At 57.0% G+C, this 24,019-nt stretch carries 15 protein-coding genes; 7 read left to right on the forward strand and 8 right to left on the reverse strand.

Annotation, left to right across the window (positions count from 1 at the left end; genetic code table 11):
* The first annotated feature begins 22 nt into the window (after positions 1-22).
* Complete coding sequence (gene nanK / locus ACOTX1_RS15470; RefSeq protein ID WP_023314915.1) at positions 23-892, forward strand: N-acetylmannosamine kinase; 870 nt, start codon at positions 23-25, stop codon at positions 890-892.
* Positions 889-1,356, forward strand: a complete 468-nt coding sequence (nanQ, locus tag ACOTX1_RS15475) for an N-acetylneuraminate anomerase (RefSeq protein WP_023314914.1) — start codon at positions 889-891, stop codon at positions 1,354-1,356. The genes nanK and nanQ overlap by 4 nt, the downstream gene beginning before the upstream one ends.
* A 34-nt stretch (positions 1,357-1,390) precedes the next feature.
* Here nanQ and gltD read toward each other — a convergent pair whose 3' ends face one another.
* On the reverse strand, positions 1,391-2,809 hold the full coding sequence (gltD, locus tag ACOTX1_RS15480; RefSeq protein ID WP_023314913.1) for a glutamate synthase subunit GltD: 1,419 nt from the start codon (positions 2,807-2,809) through the stop codon (positions 1,391-1,393).
* Between the two features lie 9 nt (positions 2,810-2,818).
* Positions 2,819-7,279 (reverse strand): glutamate synthase large subunit, encoded by a 4,461-nt coding sequence (gene gltB, locus ACOTX1_RS15485; protein ID WP_003860454.1) that lies wholly within the window; start codon positions 7,277-7,279, stop codon positions 2,819-2,821.
* A gap of 687 nt (positions 7,280-7,966) precedes the next feature.
* Between gltB and ACOTX1_RS15490 the strand changes: the two genes are divergently transcribed.
* On the forward strand, positions 7,967-8,908 hold the full coding sequence (locus ACOTX1_RS15490) for a TIGR01212 family radical SAM protein (RefSeq protein ID WP_096888951.1): 942 nt from the start codon (positions 7,967-7,969) through the stop codon (positions 8,906-8,908).
* On the opposite strand, the gene ACOTX1_RS15495 is transcribed toward ACOTX1_RS15490, so the two are convergent.
* Positions 8,888-10,390: a helicase HerA-like C-terminal domain-containing protein gene (locus tag ACOTX1_RS15495; protein WP_022651918.1), complete on the reverse strand. Its 1,503-nt coding sequence runs from the start codon at positions 10,388-10,390 to the stop codon at positions 8,888-8,890. The genes ACOTX1_RS15490 and ACOTX1_RS15495 overlap by 21 nt on opposite strands.
* 137 nt (positions 10,391-10,527) lie before the next feature.
* Here ACOTX1_RS15495 and ACOTX1_RS15500 point away from each other — a divergent pair, with 137 nt between their 5' ends.
* A complete protein-coding gene (locus tag ACOTX1_RS15500) occupies positions 10,528-12,174 on the forward strand; it encodes a dihydroxyacetone kinase subunit DhaK (RefSeq protein WP_022651917.1) in 1,647 nt (548 codons plus the stop codon).
* Between the two features lie 147 nt (positions 12,175-12,321).
* On the opposite strand, the gene ahr is transcribed toward ACOTX1_RS15500, so the two are convergent.
* The 5 genes from ahr to pepA all read right to left on the reverse strand — a co-directional run bounded on the left by ahr (position 12,322) and on the right by pepA (position 18,930).
* Positions 12,322-13,341 (reverse strand): NADPH-dependent aldehyde reductase Ahr, encoded by a 1,020-nt coding sequence (gene ahr, locus ACOTX1_RS15505; RefSeq protein WP_003861889.1) that lies wholly within the window; start codon positions 13,339-13,341, stop codon positions 12,322-12,324.
* A gap of 83 nt (positions 13,342-13,424) precedes the next feature.
* The gene (locus ACOTX1_RS15510; protein WP_003861887.1) at positions 13,425-13,928 is read right to left on the reverse strand and encodes a GNAT family N-acetyltransferase; all 504 of its coding nucleotides are present in this window, start codon (positions 13,926-13,928) and stop codon (positions 13,425-13,427) included.
* Between the two features lie 123 nt (positions 13,929-14,051).
* The gene (locus ACOTX1_RS15515; RefSeq protein ID WP_263522393.1) at positions 14,052-16,907 is read right to left on the reverse strand and encodes a valine--tRNA ligase; all 2,856 of its coding nucleotides are present in this window, start codon (positions 16,905-16,907) and stop codon (positions 14,052-14,054) included.
* Positions 16,907-17,350 carry a DNA polymerase III subunit chi gene (gene holC / locus ACOTX1_RS15520; protein WP_003861884.1) on the reverse strand — a complete coding sequence of 148 codons (444 nt, stop codon included), beginning with the start codon at positions 17,348-17,350 and terminating at the stop codon, positions 16,907-16,909. The genes ACOTX1_RS15515 and holC overlap by 1 nt, the downstream gene beginning before the upstream one ends.
* Before the next feature lie 68 nt (positions 17,351-17,418).
* Complete coding sequence (gene pepA / locus ACOTX1_RS15525) at positions 17,419-18,930, reverse strand: leucyl aminopeptidase (protein WP_023314911.1); 1,512 nt, start codon at positions 18,928-18,930, stop codon at positions 17,419-17,421.
* A 265-nt stretch (positions 18,931-19,195) separates the two neighbouring features.
* On the opposite strand from pepA, the gene lptF reads away from it, so the two are divergent.
* The 3 genes from lptF to arcB all read left to right on the forward strand — a co-directional run bounded on the left by lptF (position 19,196) and on the right by arcB (position 23,849).
* Positions 19,196-20,296, forward strand: coding sequence for an LPS export ABC transporter permease LptF (gene lptF, locus ACOTX1_RS15530; protein ID WP_059288128.1), 1,101 nt, complete (start codon positions 19,196-19,198; stop codon positions 20,294-20,296).
* Complete coding sequence (gene lptG, locus ACOTX1_RS15535) at positions 20,296-21,378, forward strand: LPS export ABC transporter permease LptG (RefSeq protein WP_001147540.1); 1,083 nt, start codon at positions 20,296-20,298, stop codon at positions 21,376-21,378. The genes lptF and lptG overlap by 1 nt, the downstream gene beginning before the upstream one ends.
* Before the next feature lie 137 nt (positions 21,379-21,515).
* Positions 21,516-23,849 carry an aerobic respiration two-component sensor histidine kinase ArcB gene (arcB, locus tag ACOTX1_RS15540; protein ID WP_000809803.1) on the forward strand — a complete coding sequence of 778 codons (2,334 nt, stop codon included), beginning with the start codon at positions 21,516-21,518 and terminating at the stop codon, positions 23,847-23,849.
* The last annotated feature ends 170 nt before the right edge of the window (positions 23,850-24,019 follow it).

The following is a 24,019-nucleotide window of genomic DNA, read 5'->3' on the forward strand; positions in this document are numbered from 1 at the left end:
GACAGCAGCGCGAGGCGGTGAAATGACAACCCTGGCTATTGATATTGGCGGCACCAAACTCGCGGCTGCGTGCGTGGAGGGGCAGACCATTACTGCCCGTCGCGAGTGTCAGACGCCTGCCAGCCAGACGCCGGAGGCGTTGCAGGCTGCGCTACAAACGCTGATTGCACCCTTTACGGCGCAGGCAACGCGGGTCGCGGTGGCATCAACCGGGATCATTCACAACGGTATTTTGACCTCCATTAATCCGTCTAATCTGGGCGGGCTGGCGGAATTTCCACTGGTGGAATTTCTCTCGGGAATAACCGATCTGCCGGTGATGGCGATCAACGACGCGCAGGCCGCCGCCTGGGCTGAGTTCTGCGCCTTGCCGGATGATGACGATATGGTCTTTCTGACCGTCTCAACCGGTGTCGGTGGTGGCGTGGTCCTCAATCGAACACTGCAAACGGGCAGCGGCGGTCTGGCTGGACATCTGGGTCACACGCTGGCCGATCCCGCCGGTCCGCGTTGTGGCTGCGGGCGAAGAGGGTGCGTTGAGGCTATCGCCTCGGGGCGCGGCATCGCTGCTCAGGCAGAAGGCGTATTGTCCGGGCTGGATTCGAAAGCGATATTCAGCCTTGCAGCGCAAGGTAATCCAAAGGCACAGGCGCTGATTGCGCGTTCAGCGCAGACGCTGGCGCGTCTTATTGCCGATGTCAAAGCCGTGACTGATTGCCAGATTGTAGTTATTGGAGGCAGCGTGGGGCTGGCAGAGGGGTATCTGGGGCTCGTGGAGGCGTATCTGTCGCGGGAGCCCGCCGTCTATCAGGCCGCACTTCGGCCTGCACACTATCGCCACGATGCCGGGCTGTTAGGTGCGGCGTTGTTAGCACATGGAGACGCGTTATGATGCTGGGAGAGTTGCAGTCGCTGGCGACATCTGGCCTGACCGGGGTTCTGATCAATGCCCTCACGCTGGCCGTGGCGGCACGGCCAGAAGAGAAACGCCCTGGTCATTATGAACTCCAGGGCACGGATATCTTTATGAACGTGATGCAGTTTGCCACGCAAGAGCCGAAGCAGAAAAAGGCGGAACTGCACACACAGTATATTGATATTCAGCTTCTGCTCGCTGGAGAAGAAAGCATCTTTTTTGGGGTTATGGGGTCCGCGCGGGCGTGTGAAGAAATGCATAGCGCAGAAGATTATCAGCTTTGCCGCCACATCAATGATGAACAATCCATTGTATTAAAGCCTGGTATGTTCGTGGTCTTTATGCCGGGTGAGCCGCATAAGCCGGGATGTCTTGTTGAATCGGAGGGGGAAATTAAAAAAGCCGTGGTAAAAGTCCGGGCCAGCCTGTTAACCGCATAAAAAAGCCGGATGGGATGTCCATCCGGCTTGTCTCTTACACTTCCAGGAAGTTCATGATCCCGTCAGCCGCTTTACGGCCTTCGGCAATCGCCGTGACCACCAGGTCAGAGCCGCGAACGATGTCGCCACCGGCGAAGATTTTCGGGTTGCTGGTCTGGAACGCGTTATCGCTGCCTTCTGGCGCAATTATGCGACCCTGAGAGTCCAGCTCTACGCTGTGCTTCGCCAGCCACTCCATGCTGTGAGGACGGAAACCAAACGCCATCACCACGGCGTCAGCCGGGATCACGTGTTCAGAACCGGCCACGATCTCCGCGCGACGACGGCCTTTCGCATCTGGCGCACCCATCTCCGTGCGCGCCATCTTCACGCCGCTCACTTTACCGTTGGCATTCACTTCAATACCCAGAGGCTGGATGTTGAACTGGAACTCGACGCCCTCTTCACGCGCGTTTTTCACTTCGCGTTTAGAACCCGGCATGTTCTCTTCGTCACGACGGTAGGCACAGATGACATGCGCCGCATTCTGACGAATGGAGGTACGCACGCAGTCCATCGCGGTATCACCGCCGCCCAGCACCACCACGCGTTTGCCTTCCATACTGACGAACGGCTCATCGGCGATCTCGCCGTAGCCCATTAGCTGTTTGGTATTCGCAATCAGGAACGGCAGCGCGTCGTACACGCCTGGCGCATCTTCGTTCTCCAGACCACCGCGCATGGACTGATAGGTTCCCACGCCCAGGAACACGGCGTCGTAATCCTTCAGCAGGTCGTCGAGCTGAACGTCGCGGCCCACTTCGGTGTTGAGTTTGAACTCAATGCCCATGCCGGTGAAGATTTCGCGGCGGCGGGTCATGACCTCTTTCTCCAGCTTGAAGGCCGGGATACCGAAGGTCAGCAGGCCGCCAATCTCTGGGTGGCGATCGAAGACCACCGCCTTCACGCCGTTACGGGTCAGCACGTCCGCACAGGCCAGGCCTGCCGGGCCCGCACCGATAATCGCCACGCGCTTGTCGGTTTGACGCACACCGGTCATATCCGGACGCCAGCCCATCTCGAACGCTTTATCGTTGATATAGCGTTCGATGTTGCCGATGGTCACTGCGCCAAACTCGTCATTCAGCGTACAGGAGCCTTCACACAGACGATCCTGAGGGCACACGCGGCCGCACACTTCCGGCAGGGTGTTGGTCTGATGAGACAGCTCGGCGGCTTCAAAAATACGCCCTTCGTTGGCCAGCTTCAGCCAGTTCGGGATGTAGTTATGGACCGGACACTTCCATTCGCAGTAAGGGTTACCGCAGGACAGGCAGCGGTCTGCCTGTGCTTTGGCCTGGCCTTCTGAAAACGGCTCATAGATTTCAACAAATTCAATTTTACGGATCTTCAGCGGTTTCTTTGGCGGATCAACACGCTGAAGATCGATAAACTGGTAAACGTTCTGGCTCATCTGAATTCCTTACTGCGCCTGCACGCGCAGCTCTGCTGCGCTACGACTACGGTGACCCAACAGGGCTTTAACATCGCTGGACTTCGGCTTCACCAGCGCGAATTTCGCAGAGAACGCCGGCCAGTTGGCCAGGATCTCTTCGCCGCGCGAAGAACCGGTATGCTGCACGTGTTCGGTAATTAAGCCGCGCAGGTGTTCTTCGTGGATGGCCAGAGTATCAACGTCCAGCACTTCCACCAGCTCAGGGTTCACGCGTTTGCGGAACTCACCGTCTTCATCCAGGACGTAGGCAAAACCGCCCGTCATGCCCGCGCCAAAGTTCACGCCGGTTTTACCCAGGACGCACACAATTCCGCCCGTCATGTATTCACAGCCGTTATCGCCGATGCCTTCCACCACGGTGATGGCGCCGGAGTTACGCACCGCAAAACGCTCGCCCGCACGGCCCGCGGCAAACAGACGACCGCCGGTTGCACCGTACAGACAGGTATTGCCGATGATGCTTGCTTCATGGCTGCGGAAGGCTGAACCAACCGGAGGACGCACCGCCAGCAGACCGCCCGCCATGCCCTTTCCGACGTAGTCGTTGGCATCACCGGTCAGGTATAACTCAACGCCACCCGCGTTCCACACGCCGAAGCTCTGACCCGCGGTACCGCTGAAATGCGCGGTAATCGGATCCGACGCCAGACCCTGATCTCCGTGCGTTTGCGCGATGTAACCGGAGAGAGACGCACCCACGGAACGGTCGGTGTTGCGGATATCAAACCAGAACGTTTTGCTCTGCTTCTCGTCCACATACGGCTTCGCCTGTTGCAGCAGCTGTGCGTTCAGCACGCCGTTGTCGAACGGCGGGTTGTTCTCGGTACAGTAAACCGCTTTGCCAGGATGCGGCTGAGCGGTTTCCAGCAGCTTGGACAGCTCCAGCTTCTGCTGCTTGGCCGTGAAGCCCTCAAGCTCTTTCAGCAGGTCGGTACGGCCAATCAGATCCACCAGACGCTTCACGCCCAGCTGCGCCATCAGCTCGCGGGTTTCACGGGCGATGAAGTCAAAGTAATTGGTCACTTTGAACGGCAGGCCGTGATAGTGGTTCTTACGCAGCTTTTCGTCCTGGGTAGCAACGCCCGTTGCACAGTTGTTCAGGTGGCAAATACGCAGGTATTTACAGCCGAGCGCAACCATTGGGCCGGTACCAAAGCCGAAGCTTTCCGCTCCCAGAATCGCCGCTTTGATGATGTCGAGGCCGGTTTTCAGCCCACCGTCCACCTGCAAACGGATCTTGTGACGCAGGCCGTTAGCGACCAGCGCCTGCTGGGTTTCCACCAGGCCGAGCTCCCACGGACAGCCCGCATATTTCACGGAGGAGAGCGGGCTTGCGCCGGTGCCGCCGTCGTAACCGGCGATGGTGATCAGATCCGCATAGGCTTTCGCCACGCCGGTGGCAATGGTGCCAACGCCCGGTTCGGAAACCAGCTTCACGGAGATCATCGCTTTCGGGTTGACCTGTTTCAGGTCGAAAATCAGCTGCGCCAGATCCTCGATAGAGTAAATATCGTGGTGCGGCGGCGGGGAGATCAGCGTCACGCCTGGCACCGAGTAGCGAAGCTTAGCGATGTACGGGGTGACTTTATCACCCGGCAGTTGACCGCCTTCACCCGGTTTTGCCCCCTGAGCGACCTTAATCTGGATCACGTCGGCGTTAACCAGGTACGCAGGCGTTACGCCAAAGCGACCGGACGCCACCTGCTTGATACGGGACACTTTGTTGGTGCCGTAGCGGGCCGGATCTTCACCGCCTTCGCCGGAGTTGGAGTTGCCGCCGATGCTGTTCATGGCTTCCGCCAGCGCTTCGTGGGCTTCCGGGCTCAGCGCGCCGATGGACATCGCCGCGGTATCGAAGCGTTTGAACAGCTCAGACGCGGGTTCAACCTCGTCAATGCTGACCGCTTCCTCACCCGGATTGAGGGCAATGAGATCGCGCAGCGTCGCCGCGGGACGGTTGTTCACCAGCTCAGCATACTGCTGATAATCGCTGTACTCGCCGCTCTGCACCGCCTGTTGCAGCGTGCGCACTACGTCCGGGTTATAAGCGTGATACTCACCCCCGTGGACATATTTCAGCAGGCCGCCCTGTTCCAGCGGCTTACGTGCCAGCCAGGCGCGTTTCGACAGGTTAACCAGATCCTGCTGGAAGTCAGCAAAACCAGCGCCACCGATACGGCTGACCACGCCCTGGAAGCAGAGGTTGGCGACCTCGTTATGCAGGCCGACCGCTTCAAACAGCTTCGAGCAGCGGTAAGAGGCGATGGTCGAGATGCCCATTTTGGACATGATCTTGTACAGACCTTTGTTGATGCCGTTACGGTAGTTCAGCATCACAGCACGGTAGTCTTTGTCGATCGCGCGGGTATCTACCAGGCGTGCCAGCGTTTCGTAGGCCAGGTACGGATAAATCGCCGTGGCGCCAAAGCCTAACAGCACCGCAAAGTGGTGCGGGTCGCGCGCGCTCGCGGTTTCAACGATGATGTTGGCATCGCAGCGCAGGCTCTTGTCCACCAGACGCGTCTGGATAGCCCCCACCGCCATGGGGGCAGGCACCGGCAGACGGTTTTTCGCGATGTTGCGGTCAGACAGCACCAGCAGAACGGTGCCGTTACGTACCATCTGCTCGGCTTTGTCGCACAGCGCGTTCACCGTCTCTTCGAGGCTCGTTTCGGTCACGTCGAAGGTGATATCGAGCGTGTCGGCGCGATAGTGCTCCTCGGTCATGGTGGTGAGCTGTTTGAAATCGGAGTACAACAGGATCGGTGATTTAAAGGTCAGACGGTGCGCCTGGCCTTCGGCTTCACAGAATACGTTCATCTCACGGCCGATGCTGGTGGCCAGCGACATGACGTGGGCTTCGCGCAGCGGGTCTATTGGCGGGTTAGTGACCTGCGCAAACTGCTGACGGAAATAGTCGTAAATAATGCGTGGCTGGCTGGAAAGCACGGCAAACGGGGTATCGTCACCCATTGAGCCGACCGCTTCCTGGCCGTTTTCGCCGAGCACGCGAATAACCGAGTCCAGTTCTTCCGCGCTGTAGTTAAACTGCTTCTGGAAGCTCGCGAGGGTGTCATCGTCCAGCTCGCGGCTGCCCACTTCTTCGTCCGACAGATCTTCAAACGGCACCAGACGACGCACGTTTTTCTCCATCCACTCTTTGTACGGATGGCGGCTCTTCAGATCGTTGTCGGTTTCGGCGGAATGCAGAATACGCCCACCGCGGGTGTCGATCACCATCAGCTCGCCCGGACCGACGCGGCCTTTTTCGACCACTTCGTCAGGCTGGTAATCCCAGATCCCGACTTCAGAGGCGCAGGTGATGAGCTTGTCTTTAGTAATAACGTAGCGCGCCGGACGCAGACCGTTACGGTCCAGGTTACAGGCGGCAAAACGACCGTCGGACATCACGATGCCCGCCGGGCCGTCCCACGGCTCCATGTGCATGGAGTTAAAGTCGAAGAACGCGCGCAGCTCAGGGTCCATATCCGGGTTGTTCTGCCAGGCCGGTGGCACGAGCAGACGCATGGCGCGCACGATATCCATCCCGCCCGCCAGCAGCAGCTCCAGCATGTTATCCATGGAGCTGGAGTCCGAGCCGGTTTCGTTGACGAACGGTGCGGCATCGTGCAGGTCCGGGATCAGCGGGGTCTGGAACTTATAGGTACGGGCGCGGGCCCACTGGCGGTTGCCGGTAATGGTGTTGATCTCACCGTTGTGCGCCAGGTAGCGGAACGGCTGAGCCAGCGGCCAGCGTGGAACGGTGTTGGTGGAGAAGCGCTGGTGGAACAGGCAAATGGCCGATTCCAGACGCAGATCCGCCAGGTCCAGATAGAAGCGCGGCAAGTCAGCCGGCATACACAGACCTTTATAGATGTTCACCAGGTTAGAGAGGCTACAGACGTAGAACTCTTTATCGTCCTGGAGACGTTTTTCAATGCGGCGGCGTGCGATAAACAGACGGCGTTCCATATCACGCGGACGCCAGCCCGCAGGCGCGTTGACGAAAATCTGTTCAATACGAGGCAGCGAGGAGAGGGCGATTTCACCGAGCACCCCTTCGTTGGTTGGCACATCGCGCCAGCCGACAATCGACAGGGTTTCACGCTGAAGTTCTTCTTCAACGATGCGGCGTGACGCGGCAGCTTTTTCTGGATCCTGATTCAGGAACAGCATACCGACAGCGTAGTTTTTGGCTAAACGCCAGCCGCGCTCTTCCGCCACGATGCGGAAGAAACGATCCGGTTTTTGCAGCAGCAGGCCGCAACCGTCGCCGGTTTTACCATCGGCAAGGATGGCGCCACGGTGCTGCATACGGGCCAGTGCGTGAATAGCAGTACGCACTACCTTGTGGCTAGGTTCGCCTTCTATGTGGGCGATCAGGCCGAAACCACAGTTATCCTTCTCAAGGGATTTATCGTACAACATATCAGTGAACCTCCCCAGGCTCGTCGGGCTTCCCACTGAACTTTACCGTGGCGCACAGGCGCAGAAAGAGCATGGCGACGGGGTTAGCGTTTCATACGCGGACCTCGCATTCGCCCTCTTTTTCATCCTTTTGCGCAGGTAAACAAGTTTGAGGACTTGCTTCAGAGGGAATCTCAATTACTGCATAAATATGATGAGCAGGCCGCTCATCCAGAAAGCTTCCAGCGGATTTCCAACTTATCGGGAATTGGTACACAGGTCAAATGGCAATCTTATTTATACAAAAATGTGCTAAAGAGTGATTATCTAATTGTTTTTATTGTGTATTTAACTATTTTTACAACCGCTTAAAGCACCGGGCAGGTGCAGGGGAGTGTGATCTGACTCACTATATGAAAGCGGTATTATCGATGCAGCGTGCTGAAATGCAGATTTATAGCAGAATATTAATCTGGTGTTGCATTCAATGCCGCATAAAATCACTGTTTTTCAGTCCTGGCGCTATAAATGAAAAAAACCATCAGAACATAAGGAAAAGTAATTACGTTCAGGGTGAATGAAATGTCGGTAATCGTGATTATTTATTCAAATAGATAAAAGCCGTCCAGGGCGATTGATCCAGGTCATCGCCGACAGAGGCTAAAAATGGCAGGCTTGTCCCCTTTCTTCGGGACGGTCTATCAGATTATGCAGTTACAGAAATTAGTCAATATGTTTGGTGGGGATCTTTTGCAGCGCTACGGACAAAAGGTTCATAAACTGACGCTGCACGGCGGCTTTAGCTGCCCGAACCGCGATGGCACCATCGGGCGTGGTGGCTGCACCTTCTGTAACGTGGCCTCGTTTGCTGACGAGGCCCAGCAGCATAAATCTATCGCTGAACAGCTCGCCCATCAGGCGAGTCTGGTGAACCGCGCGAAGCAGTATCTGGCCTATTTCCAGGCCTATACCAGCACGTGGGCGGAGGTGCAGGTGCTGCGCTCGATGTATCAGCAGGCGGTTGCTCAAGCGAACATTGTCGGGCTGTGCGTGGGGACGCGTCCGGACTGCGTGCCGGACGCCGTGCTGGATTTACTTAGCGAGTACAAAGAGAAGGGCTACGAGATCTGGCTGGAGCTGGGCTTGCAGACCGCGCATGACAAAACCCTGCACCGTATCAATCGCGGGCATGATTTCGCCTGCTATCAGCGCACCACGCGTCTCGCCCGCGAGCGTGGATTAAAAGTCTGCTCGCATCTGATTGTCGGCTTGCCGGGAGAAGGGCAGCAGCACGGGCTGGAAACGCTGGAAAAAGTCGTTGAGACCGGCGTGGATGGCATTAAGCTGCATCCGCTGCATATCGTGAAGGGCAGCATAATGGCGAAAGCCTGGGAAGCGGGGCGGTTATGTGGTATCGAACTCGACGAGTATACGGTGACTGCGGGGGAAATGATTCGCCATACGCCGCCGGAGATTGTTTACCACCGCATCTCGGCAAGCGCCCGCCGTCCAACGCTTCTGGCACCGCTATGGTGTGAGAACCGCTGGACGGGGATGCTGGAAATCAACCGCTATCTACAGGAGAACGGCGTACAGGGGTCGGCGCTTGGCCGCCCGTGGGTTCCCCCGCTACCGGCGACGGCCGCCTAGCAGACTTCCCAGCATGCCGCGTACTATCTGGTTGGTAATCTGACGCGTCGCGCTTTTTGCCATGGTCTGAACCACGCCATCGCGTTTGCCACCGCGTGGCCCGGTGCTGCCGAACAGAATATCTTTCAGCCCGCCGAGAATGCCGTCGTCCACGGCAACAGATTGCCCTTTTGCGGCAGGCGCATCCTGCGATTCGGCAGTCGCTTGCACCCCTTTTTGCAGCATCTCGAACGCCGATTCGCGATCCACCTCGTCTTCATACTTTCCGTACACCGGGGAGTGGTTAATCAGGCCGTTGCGTTCATCGTCCGTTACCGGACCCATGCGCGAGCAGGGCGCAATCACCATCGCGCGCTCGACAACTGTCGGGCTGCCTTTTGCATCGAGGAACGAAATCAGCGCTTCACCGGTGCCCAGCGCCTGAATGGCGGTTTCGGTATCAAAGGCCGGATTGACACGCATGGTTTGCGCCGCGGCTTTCACCGCTTTCTGATCTTTCGGCGTAAAGGCGCGCAGGGCGTGCTGCACGCGGTTACCCAACTGCCCCAGTACGTTGTCCGGAATATCCGACGGGTTTTGCGACACAAACCAGACCCCGACGCCTTTGGAGCGGATCAGGCGGATAACCTGTTCAATTTTATCCAGCAGCACCTGCGGCGCGTCGTTAAACAACAGGTGCGCTTCGTCAAAGAAGAACACCAGTTTGGGTTTTTCCAGATCGCCTGCTTCCGGCAGTTGTTCGTACAGTTCAGAGAGCATCCACAGCAGGCTGGCGGCGTAAAGCTTCGGCATCTGGTAGAGCTTCTCTGCGCTCAGAATGTTGATGATGCCTTTGCCGCTGCTGTCGGTACGCATCCAGTCTTTGATATCCAGCATTGGCTCGCCGAAGAAGTGTTCGGCGCCCTGTTGCTCCAGCGTCAGGAGCCCGCGCTGAATGGCGCCCACTGAGGCGCTGCTAATATTGCCGTACTGGTTCTGGAAGGATTTGGCGTTATCGCCAATGTACTGGGTGATGGCGCGCAGATCTTTGAAGTCGAGCAGCAGTAGCCCCTGATCGTCGGCGATACGGAAGATAATGTTCAGTACCCCGGACTGCACGTCGTTGAGGTTAAGCAGACGAGCCAGCAGCAGCGGGCCGAGGTCGGAGACGGTGGCACGCACCGGATGCCCTTTTTCGCCGAAGATATCCCAGACCACCACCGGATTACCGTGCGGCGTCCAGTCCGTGATACCGATATTTTTCAGGCGCTCAAGCAGTTTTTCTGACGCTGCACCTTCCTGAGCCACCCCAGTTAAATCGCCCTTCACGTCAGCCATAAAAACCGGCACGCCAGTCTCTGACAACGACTCAGCCAGCTTTTGCAGGGTAACGGTTTTTCCCGTCCCGGTCGCGCCGGTGATCAGGCCATGACGGTTCGCCATCGCGGGCAGTAAAAACAGCTCTTTTTCCAGCGTCCTGGCGATTAACAATGGTGTACTCATGATGCACGTCCTCTCGTAGTCCTGGGTGGAGTATAGGCAACCTGACGGCAAAATGTCTGCGTAAATTCCTCACTTTGCGGCGCATTATCCAGTGCGGACTATGCTTTTGCATACGGTAAACAAAATTTTGGGAAACTATGTCCAGATTCTTTTTTAACGACCGCAAACAGCTTGTCAACGATGCCATTGAAGGCATACTTCTCTCCGCGCCGCACGGTAATCTCGTCAAACTGGATATCGATCCGGCCATCCGCGTGGTGGCTCGCGGCGACTGGGATAAAAGCCGCGTGGCGGTGATCTCCGGTGGCGGCTCCGGCCATGAACCGGCACATGCCGGGTTCGTTGGCAAAGGCATGCTTACCGCAGCGGTGTGTGGCGATCTGTTCGCCTCCCCAAGCGTGGATGCGGTCCTCAATGCCATTGTGGCGGTGACGGGCGACCGTGGCTGCCTGCTGATTGTGAAAAACTACACCGGCGACCGGCTTAACTTTGGCCTGGCGGCGGAAAAAGCCAAACGCTACGGCCTGAAGGTCGAGATGGTTATCGTGGCGGATGATATCGCCCTGCCGGATAACAAGCAGCCGCGTGGTATCGCGGGAACGGCGCTGGTGCATAAAATTGCGGGATATGCGGCAGAGCAGGGGAAATCGCTAAACGACGTGCGGGATATTGCGCAACAGGCCTGCGATAACCTCTGGAGCCTGGGCGTGGCGATGCAAACGTGCAACCTGCCGGGCAGCGATGATGAAGGGGGGCGCATTAAACAAGGCCATGTCGAGCTGGGTTTGGGCATTCACGGCGAGCCGGGAGCTTCCGTCGTGGATACGCAAAACAGCAAAGCCATTATCGACACGCTGGTGACGCCGTTACGCGCGCAGGCGGGGGAAGGGCGTTTTGCGGTGCTGATTAACAATCTTGGTGGCGTATCGGCGTTGGAGATGGCGCTGCTGACCAAAGAGCTGGCGCACTCGGCGCTGAAAGAGAACATTGCGTATCTGATTGGCCCGGCGCCGCTGGTGAGTGCGCTGGATATGAAAGGCTTTTCGTTAACGCTGCTAAAGCTCAACGATTTCTTCGAGAAGGCGATTCACGCCGAGGTCGAGACGCTGGGCTGGCAGAAGCCCGTGGCGTTCGCGCCCCTGCGTACCGTCCCACATAGCGCCCTTCATGATCGCGTGGAATATGCCCCGTCGGACAATACGGAGGTGAGCGAGGCCGTCGCCTCGGTAACGAAAACATTGATTCAGCTGGAAAACCGCCTTAACGCGCTGGATGCCAAAGTAGGCGATGGCGACACGGGCTCCACTTTTGCGCAAGGGGCGCGGGATATTGCGCAGCGACTTGAGGAGAACAACCTGCCCCTTAACGACGTGCCGACATTACTCCTGCTGGTAGGCGAGCGGCTGGCAACGGTGATGGGCGGATCGAGTGGGGTGTTGATGTCGATCTTCTTCACGGCGGCAGGACAAAAGCTTCACGATGGACAGCCGCTACCTGAAGCCTTGCTGAGCGGACTTGCGCAGATGAAGCAGTATGGCGGCGCGGATCTCGGCGATCGTACGCTGATCGATGCGCTGCAACCGGCGCTGGAGGCGTTACAGAAAGGCAATATTCAGGCGGCAGCGCAGGCCGCGCAGCAGGGCGCCGAAGCAACGGCAAAAATGGCGAAAGCCGGCGCGGGACGCTCGTCGTATGTGAATAAAGAGAATCTGGACGGGGTGATGGATCCGGGGGCAGTCGCGGTGGCGGAAGTTTTTAAGACCATGGTAGATGCAAAACGGTAACAACCGTTACCGTTTTTAGTGTTTGCGCCCTCTCCCTGTGAGCTGAGGGATCCCCACAAAATAATGCCTGCACAGACGGCCCCCTCTCCCTTGAGGGAGAGGGTTGGGGTGAGGGCATCAGGCCGCACATTCCCCGGCAATGTCACATCAAAAATCCGCTTTCAACACCACGCGGTAGCGGGCTTTGCCGTCGCGCACGTGCTGGATCGCTTCGTTGATTTTTGACATCGGGTACAGCTCGGTGGTGGGTGCCACTTTTGTGCGTCCGGCAAACTTCATCAGCTTGCGCAGCTCGTACGGTGTACCGGTCGCGGAGCCTGACACGCTGCGATCCCCGCCGATCAGGGTAAACGCCGGAACCGGCAGCGGCTTCATCACCGCACCCACGGTGTGGAAGTTACCGCCGTAGGCCAGCGCTTCAAAGTACGGCTGCCAGTCGAGATCGACGTTTACCGTGTTGATGATCAGGTCAAACTGGCCTGCCAGGGCGGTGAGTGCCTGAGGATCGCGGCTGTTCACCACTTTATCCGCACCCATCGCCAGCACTTCCTGCTCTTTCGCCGGGTTAGAGCTGAACGCCGTCACTTCACAGCCCATCGCATGCAGCAGTTTGATGGCAATATGCCCCAGACCGCCAATACCGATCACGCCCACGCGGCTGGTGGCAGTGATGTGATGCATCAGCAGCGGTTTAAATACGGTGATACCGCCACACAGCAGCGGACCTGCGGATTCAATATCAATGCTGTCCGGCAGCGGGATAACCCATTGCCAGTCGGCGCGCAGCTTATCGGCGAAACCGCCCTTGTTAAGGATGGTCGGCGTTGCGCCCTCAAGGCAGTTGATCTGGTTGCCGCTGATACAGGCATCGCAGTGACCGCAGCTGCGTGCCGTCCAGCCGATACCCACGCGCTGGCCCACTTTCAGCCCTTTGTCCTGCGCGGCGCTGCCGAGCGCCACGACGCGGCCAATGACTTCGTGCCCGGCAACCAGCGGATAGCTGGAAAAGCCCCATTCATTGTCGATCATCGAGAGATCCGAGTGGCAGATCCCGCAGTAATCAACCTGTACTTCGACGTCTTCCGCTTTTAGTTCGCCCGCATCGTACTCGTACAGCTCAAGTTCTGCACCCGCCTGCGGTGCGGCGTAGCTTTTTATCTTCGACATCGCGTTTCCCCTGTTTTGGTGTGAACTGTGAGTGTAGAGCATTCAGTTTACAGACGCTTAACAGAAGACGGCAGGAACGAAACTTACAGACTTTTCAGCATCCTGACTTCGCAGTCCACGTGGCCCGTGCAGCCCAGTGGCGCATCGATATGCTCAAAGCCCAGATGCTCATACAGGCCAATGGCCTCTTTAAGGAAAGCGGTGGTTTCGAGGTAGCAACGTTTAAAGCCCTGTGAGCGTGCATGTTCCAGGGCGACCAGCGCCAGCTTTTTCGCCAGGCCTTGTCCGCGTATCGTTGGCAGGAAATACATTTTCTGAAGTTCACAGATATCCGGCTCGCTGCAAAGCAGTGGGGCAATGCCGCCGCCGCCCACGACCTGGCCGTCCTGTTCAATGACCCAGTAGGCATGACCCGGCTGGCTGTACAGCTGAAAAAGTTCGTCCAGATTGGGGTCGGCCACGGTGTAGCCTTTGTCGGCGGTCAGGCCATATTCGGCAGAAACCGTGCGGATAACTGCGGCGATAGCCGGGTTGTCCTGCTCAGTGATCCGACGCATTGTCGTCGCGACGGGGGTAATCACGCTCATAGCTTTACTCATGACAAAAATTGACACACAACTGCTGTTAATAGCACCGCAGAAAGGGGAGTGCAAGCGAGGAGTTTTCAGGAAGGATACCCCTTACGCCCTGAAGCGTAAGGGGTAAAAGCATTACAGGGCTGCGATAACCGCCTGCTGCTCGATCAGTTTGGTCTTCGCATCGGCGAAGGCAACCAGACGCTCACGCTCTTTGGCGATGACCGCTTCCGGCGCGCGGGCCACAAAGCCCTGGTTCGCCAGTTTGCTTTCGATTTTGCCAATTTCCACGTCGACTTTCGCCACTTCTTTCGCCAGACGCGCCAGCTCCGCGTCTTTGTCGATCAGGCCCGCCATCGGGATCAGCAGCTCCGCGCCGTCGATGATTTTGGTCACGGAAACCGGACCTTTGTCATCGGCAGGCAGCACGGTGATGCTTTCCAGACGCGCCATGGTTTTCAGGAATGTGTTGTTCTCGGTGACGCGACGAACGGCAGCTTCGCTGCAACCGCGCAGCAGCAGTTCCAGTGGTTTACCCGGAGCGATATTCATTTCCGCGCGGATGTTACGTATCGCAACGATCGCCTGTTTCAGCCACTCGGTATCCGCAGACGCGGCTTCATCCACTTTCGCGGCGTCGAATGCCGGGAACGGCTGGAGCATGATGGTATCGGCATTAATACCGGCAATCACCTTCACGCGCTGCCAGATGGTTTCGGTGATGAATGGAATGATCGGGTGCGCAAGGCGCAGCAGACCTTCCAGAACGGTAATCAACGTATTACGCGTGCCGCGCAGTTCCGCTTCAGAACCACCGTTCATGACCGGCTTCGCCAGCTCCAGGTACCAGTCGCAGAACTGGTTCCAGGTGAATTCGTACAGGATGCCTGCCGCGATGTCGAAGCGGTAGCTGTCCAGCGCGTCGCGGAACGCTTTCACCGTCTGGTTAAATTCCGCCAGGATCCAGCGGTCTGCCAGGGAGAGGGTCATCTCGCCGCCATTGAAGCCGCAATCCTGATCTTCGGTGTTCATCAGCACGAAGCGGCTGGCGTTCCACAGCTTGTTACAGAAGTTACGGTAACCTTCCAGACGCTTCATATCCCAGTTGATGTCACGGCCGGTGGAGGCCAGCGCCGCCAGGGTGAAGCGCAGGGCGTCGGTACCGTGAGATTCGATCCCGTTCGGGAACTGCTTCTCGGTACGCTTGCGGATTTTCTCCGCCAGCTGCGGCTGCATCATATTGCCGGTACGTTTTTCCAGCAGCTCTTCCAGAGAGATACCGTCCACCATATCCAGCGGGTCGATAACGTTACCCTTGGATTTGGACATCTTCTGGCCTTCGTCGTCGCGGATCAGGCCGGTCATGTAAACGGTATGGAACGGAACCTGCGGCTTGCCGTCTTCGTCTTTGATGAAATGCATGGTCATCATGATCATGCGGGCGATCCAGAAGAAGATGATGTCGAAGCCGGAGACCATCACGCTGGTTGGGTGGAACTGACGCAGCGCGTCGGTGTTTTCCGGCCAGCCGAGGGTAGAGAAGGTCCACAGCGCGGAGGAGAACCAGGTATCCAGCACGTCTTCGTCCTGGCGCAGGGCAACGTCAGCGCCCAGGTTGTTTTCCTGACGCACTTCCTCTTCGGTGCGGCCAACGTAGACATTGCCTTCGTTGTCGTACCACGCCGGGATACGGTGACCCCACCACAGCTGACGGGAAATACACCAGTCCTGAATATCGCGCATCCAGGAGAAGTACATGTTTTCGTACTGCTTCGGCACGAACTGAATGCTGCCGTTCTCAACCGCTTCCACAGCCGGTTTCGCCAGCACGTCGGCACGCACGTACCACTGGTCGGTCAGCATTGGTTCGATAACTACGCCGCCACGGTCGCCGTACGGCACGGTCAGATCGTGAGGCTTAATCTCTTCCAGCAGGCCGAGCGCGTCAACGGCGGCTACGATGGCTTTACGCGCGGCAAAGCGCTCTAGCTTCTGGAACTCAGCCGGGATGTCGCTGGAATAAACGTCGGACTCGTTGCCTTTGGTGTCATACACTTCTGCGCTTTCGCGGATATCGCCGTCGAAGGTCAGAATGTTGATCATCGGAAGTTGATGACGACGACCGACTTCATAGTCGTTGAAGTCATGCGCTGGGGTGATTTTCACGCAGCCGGTGCCTTTTTCCATGTCGGCGTGTTCGTCGCCCACAATCGGAATACGGCGGTTCACCAGCGGCAGCACCACGAATTTGCCGATCAAATCTTTATAACGCGGATCTTCCGGGTTAACGGCCACGCCGGTATCGCCCAGCAGGGTTTCCGGACGGGTGGTCGCCACCACCAGGTAATCTTTACCGTCGGCGGTTTTCGCACCGTCTGCCAGCGGATAGCGGATGTGCCACATGGAGCCTTTAGACTCGCGGTTTTCCACTTCCAGGTCAGAGATGGCGGTACGCAGTTTCGGGTCCCAGTTGACCAGGCGTTTGCCGCGGTAAATCAGGTCTTCTTTGTACAGACGGACGAAGACTTCTTTCACGGCGTTGGACAGGCCTTCGTCCATGGTGAAGCGCTCGCGCTCCCAGTCCACGGAGTTGCCGAGGTGGCGCATCTGACGGGTAATGGTGCCGCCGGATTCTGCCTTCCACTGCCAGATTTTGTCGATGAACGCGTCGCGACCGTAGTCGTGGCGGGTTTTACCCTCTTCAGCGGCAATTTTACGCTCAACCACCATCTGGGTCGCGATACCTGCGTGGTCAGTCCCCGCCTGCCACAGGGTGTTTTTACCCTGCATGCGCTGGTAGCGGATCATGGTATCCATGATGGTCTGCTGGAAAGCATGCCCCATATGCAAACTGCCGGTGACGTTCGGCGGCGGGATCATGATGCAGAAGGACTCTTTGCTTTCGTCGCCGTTAGGCTTGAAATAGCCCTGCTGTTCCCAGTGCTCGTAAAGCGGCTGTTCGATATCGCGTGGGTTATATGTCTTTTCCATTATTTCCAGGTTGCCGTATTCAGGTTAAAACCGGCCAGGCGGTACGCTTTGTAGCGTTCGCGCGCCAGTTGTTTCAAAGATTCTTCGTAAGGGACAAAGTCTACCACTTCTGTGAAAGCGGTGGCAAAATCTGCAAAGTCTGTCCGCAGGCTAATGAGAATGTCGCGCGCGCTGCTGTTGCGTTTTTGCGGCCAGGCAATCTCCACCGGTGCCCCACCGCGTGGACCTTCGCCCGACAGGTTATGCGGAACAAAACTCTCCGGCGGGCGCGCCCATAGCGCTTCATCCAGGCGAATCGCTTGCTGCTCATCTTCACAGGCAATCAGGACGCGTTTACCTGCGCGCCAACGTTCTGCGGCAATTTCACACACCAGTTGTTCAACGGCGCTGAGGCCATCCTGATGGGTGTCATTGTCCAGAAGGTAGAACGTTGCATTCTTCATATATGGGGTTTCTTGTCGTGGATTTAAATGCAAAGCCGGGTAAGCGTAGCGCCACCCGGCGTTTATCATTACTCGTCGCCGTTAAAACCCGCACGATTGAGCAGGAACTGCGACAGCAGCGCCACCGGACGTCCGGTCGCGCCTTTGGCTTTACCGGAGCGCCATGCGGTCCCCGCGATGTCCAGGTGCGCCCAGTTGTACTTGCGGGTAAAGCGCGCCAGGAAGCAGCCCGCGGTAATCGCCCCGCCAGGACGACCGCCGATGTTTGCCATGTCTGCGAAGTTAGACTCCAGCTGTTCCTGGAACTCGTCCCCCAGCGGCAGACGCCACGCGCGGTCGCCGGCCTGTTCGGACGCGCCGATCAGCTCATGCGCCAGCGGGTTGTGGTTCGACATCAGGCCGGTGATGTGATGCCCCAGCGCAATCACGCAGGCGCCGGTCAGTGTAGCCACGTCAATCACCGCTTCAGGTTCGAAACGCTCAACGTAGGTCAGCACGTCGCACAGTACCAGACGACCTTCGGCGTCGGTGTTCAGCACCTCAACGGTCTGGCCGGACATGGTGGTCAGCACATCACCAGGACGATAAGCGCGGCCGCCAGGCATGTTTTCGCAGCCCGCCAGCACGCCGATCACGTTGATGGGCAACTGAAGTTCCGCGACCATGCGCATAACGCCGTAAACCGCCGCCGCGCCGCACATGTCGTACTTCATCTCATCCATGCCTTCTGAAGGCTTGATGGAGATACCGCCTGAGTCGAAGGTCAGCCCTTTACCAACGAGCACGATCGGACGCGCATCTTCAGACGAATTGCCCTTGTACTCAATGACTGACATCAGGGATTCGTTCTGGGAGCCGTTACCGACCGCCAGATAAGAGTGCATCCCCAGCTCTTTCATCTGCTGTTCGCCGATAACGCGGGTGATAACGTTCTTGCTGTAGGCGTCAGCCAGCTGGCGCGCCTGAGACGCCAGGTACGCGGCGTTACAGATGTTTGGCGGCATATTGCCAAGATCTTTTGCCGCTTTGATACCGGCGGCAATGGCCAGACCGTGCTGAATGGCGCGCTCGCCGCTGGTCAGCTCGCGACGGGTTGGCACGTTAAAGACCATTTTACGCAGCGGGCGACGCGGCTCGCTTTTGGTGGTCTTCAGCTGATCAAAGCTGTAGAGGCTCTCTTTTGCGGTTTCGACGGCCTGGCGCACCTTCCAGTACGTGTTGCGGCCCTTAACGTGCAGCTCCGTCAGGAAGCAGACGGCTTCCATCGAACCAGTATCATTCAGTGTATTAATGGTTTTCTGAATAACCTGCTTGTACTGGCGCTCATCAAGCTCACGTTCTTTACCACAGCCAATCAGCAGAATACGCTCGGACAGGACGTTCGGAACATGGTGCAGCAACAAGGTCTGCCCTGGTTTGCCTTCCAGTTCGCCACGGCGCAGCAGGGCGCTGATATAGCCGTCGCTGATTTTATCGAGTTGCTCGGCGATCGGGGAGAGTCGGCGTGGTTCAAAGACGCCCACAACGATGCAGGCACTCCGCTGTTTCTCCGGGCTACCGCTTTTTACACTGAACTCCATGCACTACGCTCCTGAATCTTAAAGACAACGGCGGCGGCTACGGATAGAATTGAAACCTTTCGTAACTCATGTCCGCCGTTGTGGTGACTTCGTGTTAATCTTACGTTACTACGGTTTCGACACGTCAATAAATGTCATGAAGCGCGAATCCGCCGGGTTTTTTAATCTTAGCGATGATTTCGACGACTCAAGAGAATAAATGACGTTTAAGCCATGAAACAAGCTAAATTCCTGCATAAGACGAGTTTTAACGGGCGTATTTAAAGTGATAATCATAAGATATCTGGTTCGGGAGACGCTGAAGAGCCAACTGGCGATCCTCTTTATCCTCCTTCTGATCTTTTTCTGTCAGAAGCTGGTCAGGATCCTCGGCGCGGCGGTTGATGGCGAAATCCCAACGAATCTGGTGCTTTCCCTGCTCGGGCTTGGCGTGCCGGAAATGGCGCAGCTTATCCTGCCGTTAAGCCTGTTCCTTGGTCTGCTGATGACCCTGGGTAAGCTCTATACCGAAAGTGAAATCACCGTGATGCATGCCTGCGGCCTCAGTAAAGCCGTACTGGTAAAAGCAGCCATGGTGCTGGCGCTGTTTACGGGCATTGTTGCCGCGGTTAACGTCATGTGGGCGGGGCCGACCTCCTCTCGTCATCAGGATGAGGTGCTGGCGGAAGCAAAAGCTAACCCGGGGCTGGCGGCGCTGGCGCAGGGGCAGTTCCAGCAGGCGACCGACGGTAACTCCGTGCTGTTTATCGAAAGCGTCGATGGCAACCGCTTCAATGACGTGTTTCTTGCTCAACTGCGCCCGAAAGGTAACGCTCGGCCTTCTGTGGTGGTGGCGGACTCCGGTCAGCTGTCTCAGCGTAAAGACGGCTCTCAGGTTGTCACGCTGAACAAAGGAACGCGTTTCGAAGGCACGGCTATGCTGCGCGACTTCCGTATTACCGATTTCCATAACTACCAGGCCATCATTGGTCATCAGGCCGTCGCGCTCGATCCAACGGATACTGAGCAGATGGATATGCGCACCTTAATGAATACCGATACCGATCGTGCGCGTGCTGAACTGCACTGGCGTATCACGCTGGTATTCACCGTATTTATGATGGCGCTGATGGTGGTTCCGCTGAGTGTGGTGAACCCGCGCCAGGGCCGCGTGCTGTCGATGCTGCCAGCGATGCTGCTGTATCTGGTGTTCTTCCTGCTGCAAACCTCAATCAAGTCTAACGGCGGGAAAGGAAAAATTGACCCGATGATCTGGACCTGGGTCGTGAATGGTTTGTATCTGCTGCTGGCAGTCGGACTCAACTTGTGGGACACGGTGCCTGTGCGTCGTCTTCGTGCCCGGTTTACGCGTAAAGGAGCCATCTAATGCAGGCGTTTGGCGTACTTGACCGCTATATCGGTAAAACGATTTTCACCACCATCATGATGACCCTGTTCATGCTGGTGTCGCTCTCGGGCATTATCAAATTTGTCGACCAGCTGAAAAAAGCCGGGCAGGGGAGTTACGATGCGTTGGGTGCCGGGATGTACACCCTGCTCAGCGTACCAAAAGATGTGCAGATCTTCTTCCCGATGGCGGCCCTGCTGGGGGCGTTGCTGGGCCTGGGGATGCTGGCTCAGCGTAGCGAGCTGGTGGTGATGCAGGCATCTGGCTTTACCCGTATGCAGGTTGCGCTGTCGGTAATGAAAACCGCGATCCCGCTGGTGCTGTTGACCATGGCGATTGGCGAATGGGTCGCGCCGCAGGGCGAACAGATGGCGCGTAACTACCGTGCTCAGGCTATGTACGGTGGTTCGCTGCTCTCCACGCAGCAGGGGTTATGGGCGAAAGATGGTCAGAACTTCGTCTATATCGAACGCGTGAAAGGGGACGATGAACTGGGCGGCGTGAGCATCTACGCCTTCAACAACGATCGTCGTTTGCAGTCGGTGCGTTATGCCGCCTCCGCTAAATTTGATGCGAACAACAAGCTGTGGCGGTTATCCCAGGTTGATGAATCTGACCTGACGAACCCGAAACAGATCACCGGTTCGCAGACCGTAAGCGGTACCTGGAAAACCAACCTGACGCCGGACAAGCTTGGCGTGGTAGCGCTCGATCCCGATGCGCTCTCCATCAGCGGTCTGCATAACTACGTGAAGTATCTGAAATCGAGCGGACAGGATGCGGGGCGTTACCAGCTCAACATGTGGAGCAAAATCTTCCAGCCACTGTCCGTGGCGGTGATGATGCTAATGGCGCTGTCGTTCATCTTTGGACCGCTACGTAGCGTGCCGATGGGGGTCCGCGTGGTAACTGGTATCAGCTTTGGTTTCGTGTTCTACGTCCTCGATCAGATTTTCGGTCCGCTGACACTGGTGTATGGCATTCCGCCAATTATCGGCGCGCTGTTGCCGAGCGCCAGTTTCTTCCTGATCAGCCTCTGGATGCTGCTAAAACGCTCCTGATAAAACGTCTTCCTCGCTCCCGCTAGCCCGGGGGCGAGGCTAATCTCCTGTTTCACCCCGCACTTTTTCTCACAACCTTCAACGCCTCGCCGTGAATTTGAGTATTATTGAGCGATAAAGTCGTGAAGGGATCCTCTATGAAGCAAATTCGAATGCTGGCCCAGTACTACGTCGACCTGATGATGAAGCTCGGGCTGGTGCGTTTTTCCATGCTGCTGGCGCTGGCGCTGGTCGTTCTGGCCATTGTCGTGCAAATGGCCGTGACCATGGTTCTGCATGGTCAGGTCGAGAGCATCGACGTGATCCGCTCTATTTTCTTTGGCCTGCTGATCACCCCATGGGCGGTCTATTTCCTCTCCGTGGTGGTTGAGCAGCTGGAAGAGTCCCGACAGCGTTTATCGAAACTGGTGGATAAGCTGGAAGAGATGCGCGAGCGCGATCTTAAACTCAACGTTCAGCTCAAGGACAACATTGCCCAGCTGAATCAGGAAATTTCAGACCGTGAGAAGGCGGAAGCCGAGCGTCAGACCACGCTTGAGCAGCTGAAAATTGAGATGAAAGAGCGTGAAGTCACGCAGATCCAGCTTGAACAGCAATCCTCTTTCCTGCGCTCGTTCCTCGATGCGTCGCCGGATCTGGTGTTCTACCGTAATGAAGATAAAGAGTTCTCCGGCTGTAACCGGGCCATGGAACTGTTGACCGGGAAAAGCGAAAAACAGCTGATCCACCTGAAACCTCAGGATGTCTATTCCGAAGAGGCGGCAGCAAAAGTGATGGAGACGGATGAAAAGGTCTTCCGCCATAACGTTTCGCTGACCTATGAGCAGTGGCTGGACTATCCTGACGGGCGCAAAGCCTGCTTTGAGATCCGCAAAGTGCCTTATTACGACCGGGTGGGGAAACGTCATGGTCTGATGGGCTTTGGCCGTGATATCACCGAGCGTAAGCGCTATCAGGATGCGCTGGAACGCGCCAGCCGGGATAAAACCACCTTCATCTCCACCATCAGCCATGAACTGCGCACCCCGCTGAATGGCATTGTGGGGCTGAGCCGCATTCTGCTGGATACCGAGCTGACCAGCGAGCAGGAAAAATACCTCAAAACGATCCACGTCTCGGCGGTCACGCTGGGCAATATCTTCAATGATATTATCGACATGGATAAGATGGAGCGCCGTAAAGTTCAGCTCGACAACCAGCCGGTTGATTTTACCGGCTTCCTCGCAGACCTGGAGAACCTGTCAGGTTTGCAGGCCCAGCAAAAAGGGTTGAGCTTTGTGATGGAGCCGACGCTGCCGCTGCCGCATAAAGTGGTGACGGACGGCACGCGGCTGCGGCAGATCCTGTGGAACCTCATCAGCAATGCCGTGAAGTTTACCCAGAAGGGGCAGGTTGCGGTGCGCATTCGCTATGACGAAGGCGACATGCTGCACTTTGAAGTTGAGGACTCGGGTATCGGCATTCCTCAGGAAGAGCAGGATAAGATCTTCGCCATGTATTATCAGGTTAAAGACAGCCACGGCGGTAAACCGGCGACCGGTACGGGCATTGGCCTGGCGGTGTCGAAACGTCTGGCGAAAAGTATGGGCGGGGATATCACCGTTGCCAGCCAGCCGGGTAAAGGCTCCACCTTTACGCTTACCGTCCATGCGCCTGCCGTAGCGGAAGAGGTGGAAGATACGTTTGAGAACGATGATATGCCGCTGCCAGCCCTGCACGTCCTGCTGGTGGAAGATATTGAGCTGAACGTCATTGTCGCCCGGTCGGTACTGGAAAAACTCGGTAACAGCGTGGATGTGGCGATGACCGGCAAAGCCGCGCTGGAGATGTTCACGCCGGGCGAGTACGACCTGGTGCTGCTCGATATTCAGCTACCGGACATGACCGGACTGGATATCTCCCGCGAGCTGACGCGCAAATATGCTCCTGACGAGCTGCCGCCGCTGGTGGCGTTGACCGCAAACGTGCTGAAAGATAAAAAAGAGTACCTCGAGGCCGGAATGGACGATGTGCTCAGCAAGCCGCTGGCGGTACCTGCCCTGACGGCGATGATCAAGAAGTTCTGGGATACCTGTGATGAAGAGGAGAGCACCATGACGTCTGTTGATAGCGCCAAAGCCCAAACGATACTGGATACCGCCATGCTGGAGCAGTATATCGATCTGGTAGGACCAAAACTGATCACCGATGGCCTGGCCGTGTTCGAAAAAATGATGCCGGGCTATCTGAACGTGCTCGAATCCAACCTGACGGCGCGTGACCAGAAGGGCATCGTCGAAGAGGGACATAAAATCAAAGGCGCGGCAGGATCGGTCGGGTTACGTCATCTCCAGCAACTGGGCCAACAGATTCAGTCGCCTGATTTACCTGCCTGGGAAGATAATGTAGGTGATTGGGTCGAAGAGATGAAACAGGAGTGGCAAAACGATGTGGCAGTGCTGAAAGCCTGGGTAGATGCCAGAAAAAAATGACCCCGGCTATACCGGGGTGCGCGAATACTGCGCCAACACCAGGGAAATCGTGGCTGCGCCTGATTTTTGTGGGTTGTTTTCGCATGGACGCCGCCTGAAAATTGAGGCCGCACGCAGATAAGATAGCAAATCTTAAACAGTTTGTTACATGAATCAGTGAAATGTGTGAA

The sequence above is a fragment of the Enterobacter cloacae complex sp. IR5401 genome, assembly GCF_049238425.1.
GTDB lineage: Bacteria > Pseudomonadota > Gammaproteobacteria > Enterobacterales > Enterobacteriaceae > Enterobacter > Enterobacter hormaechei_C.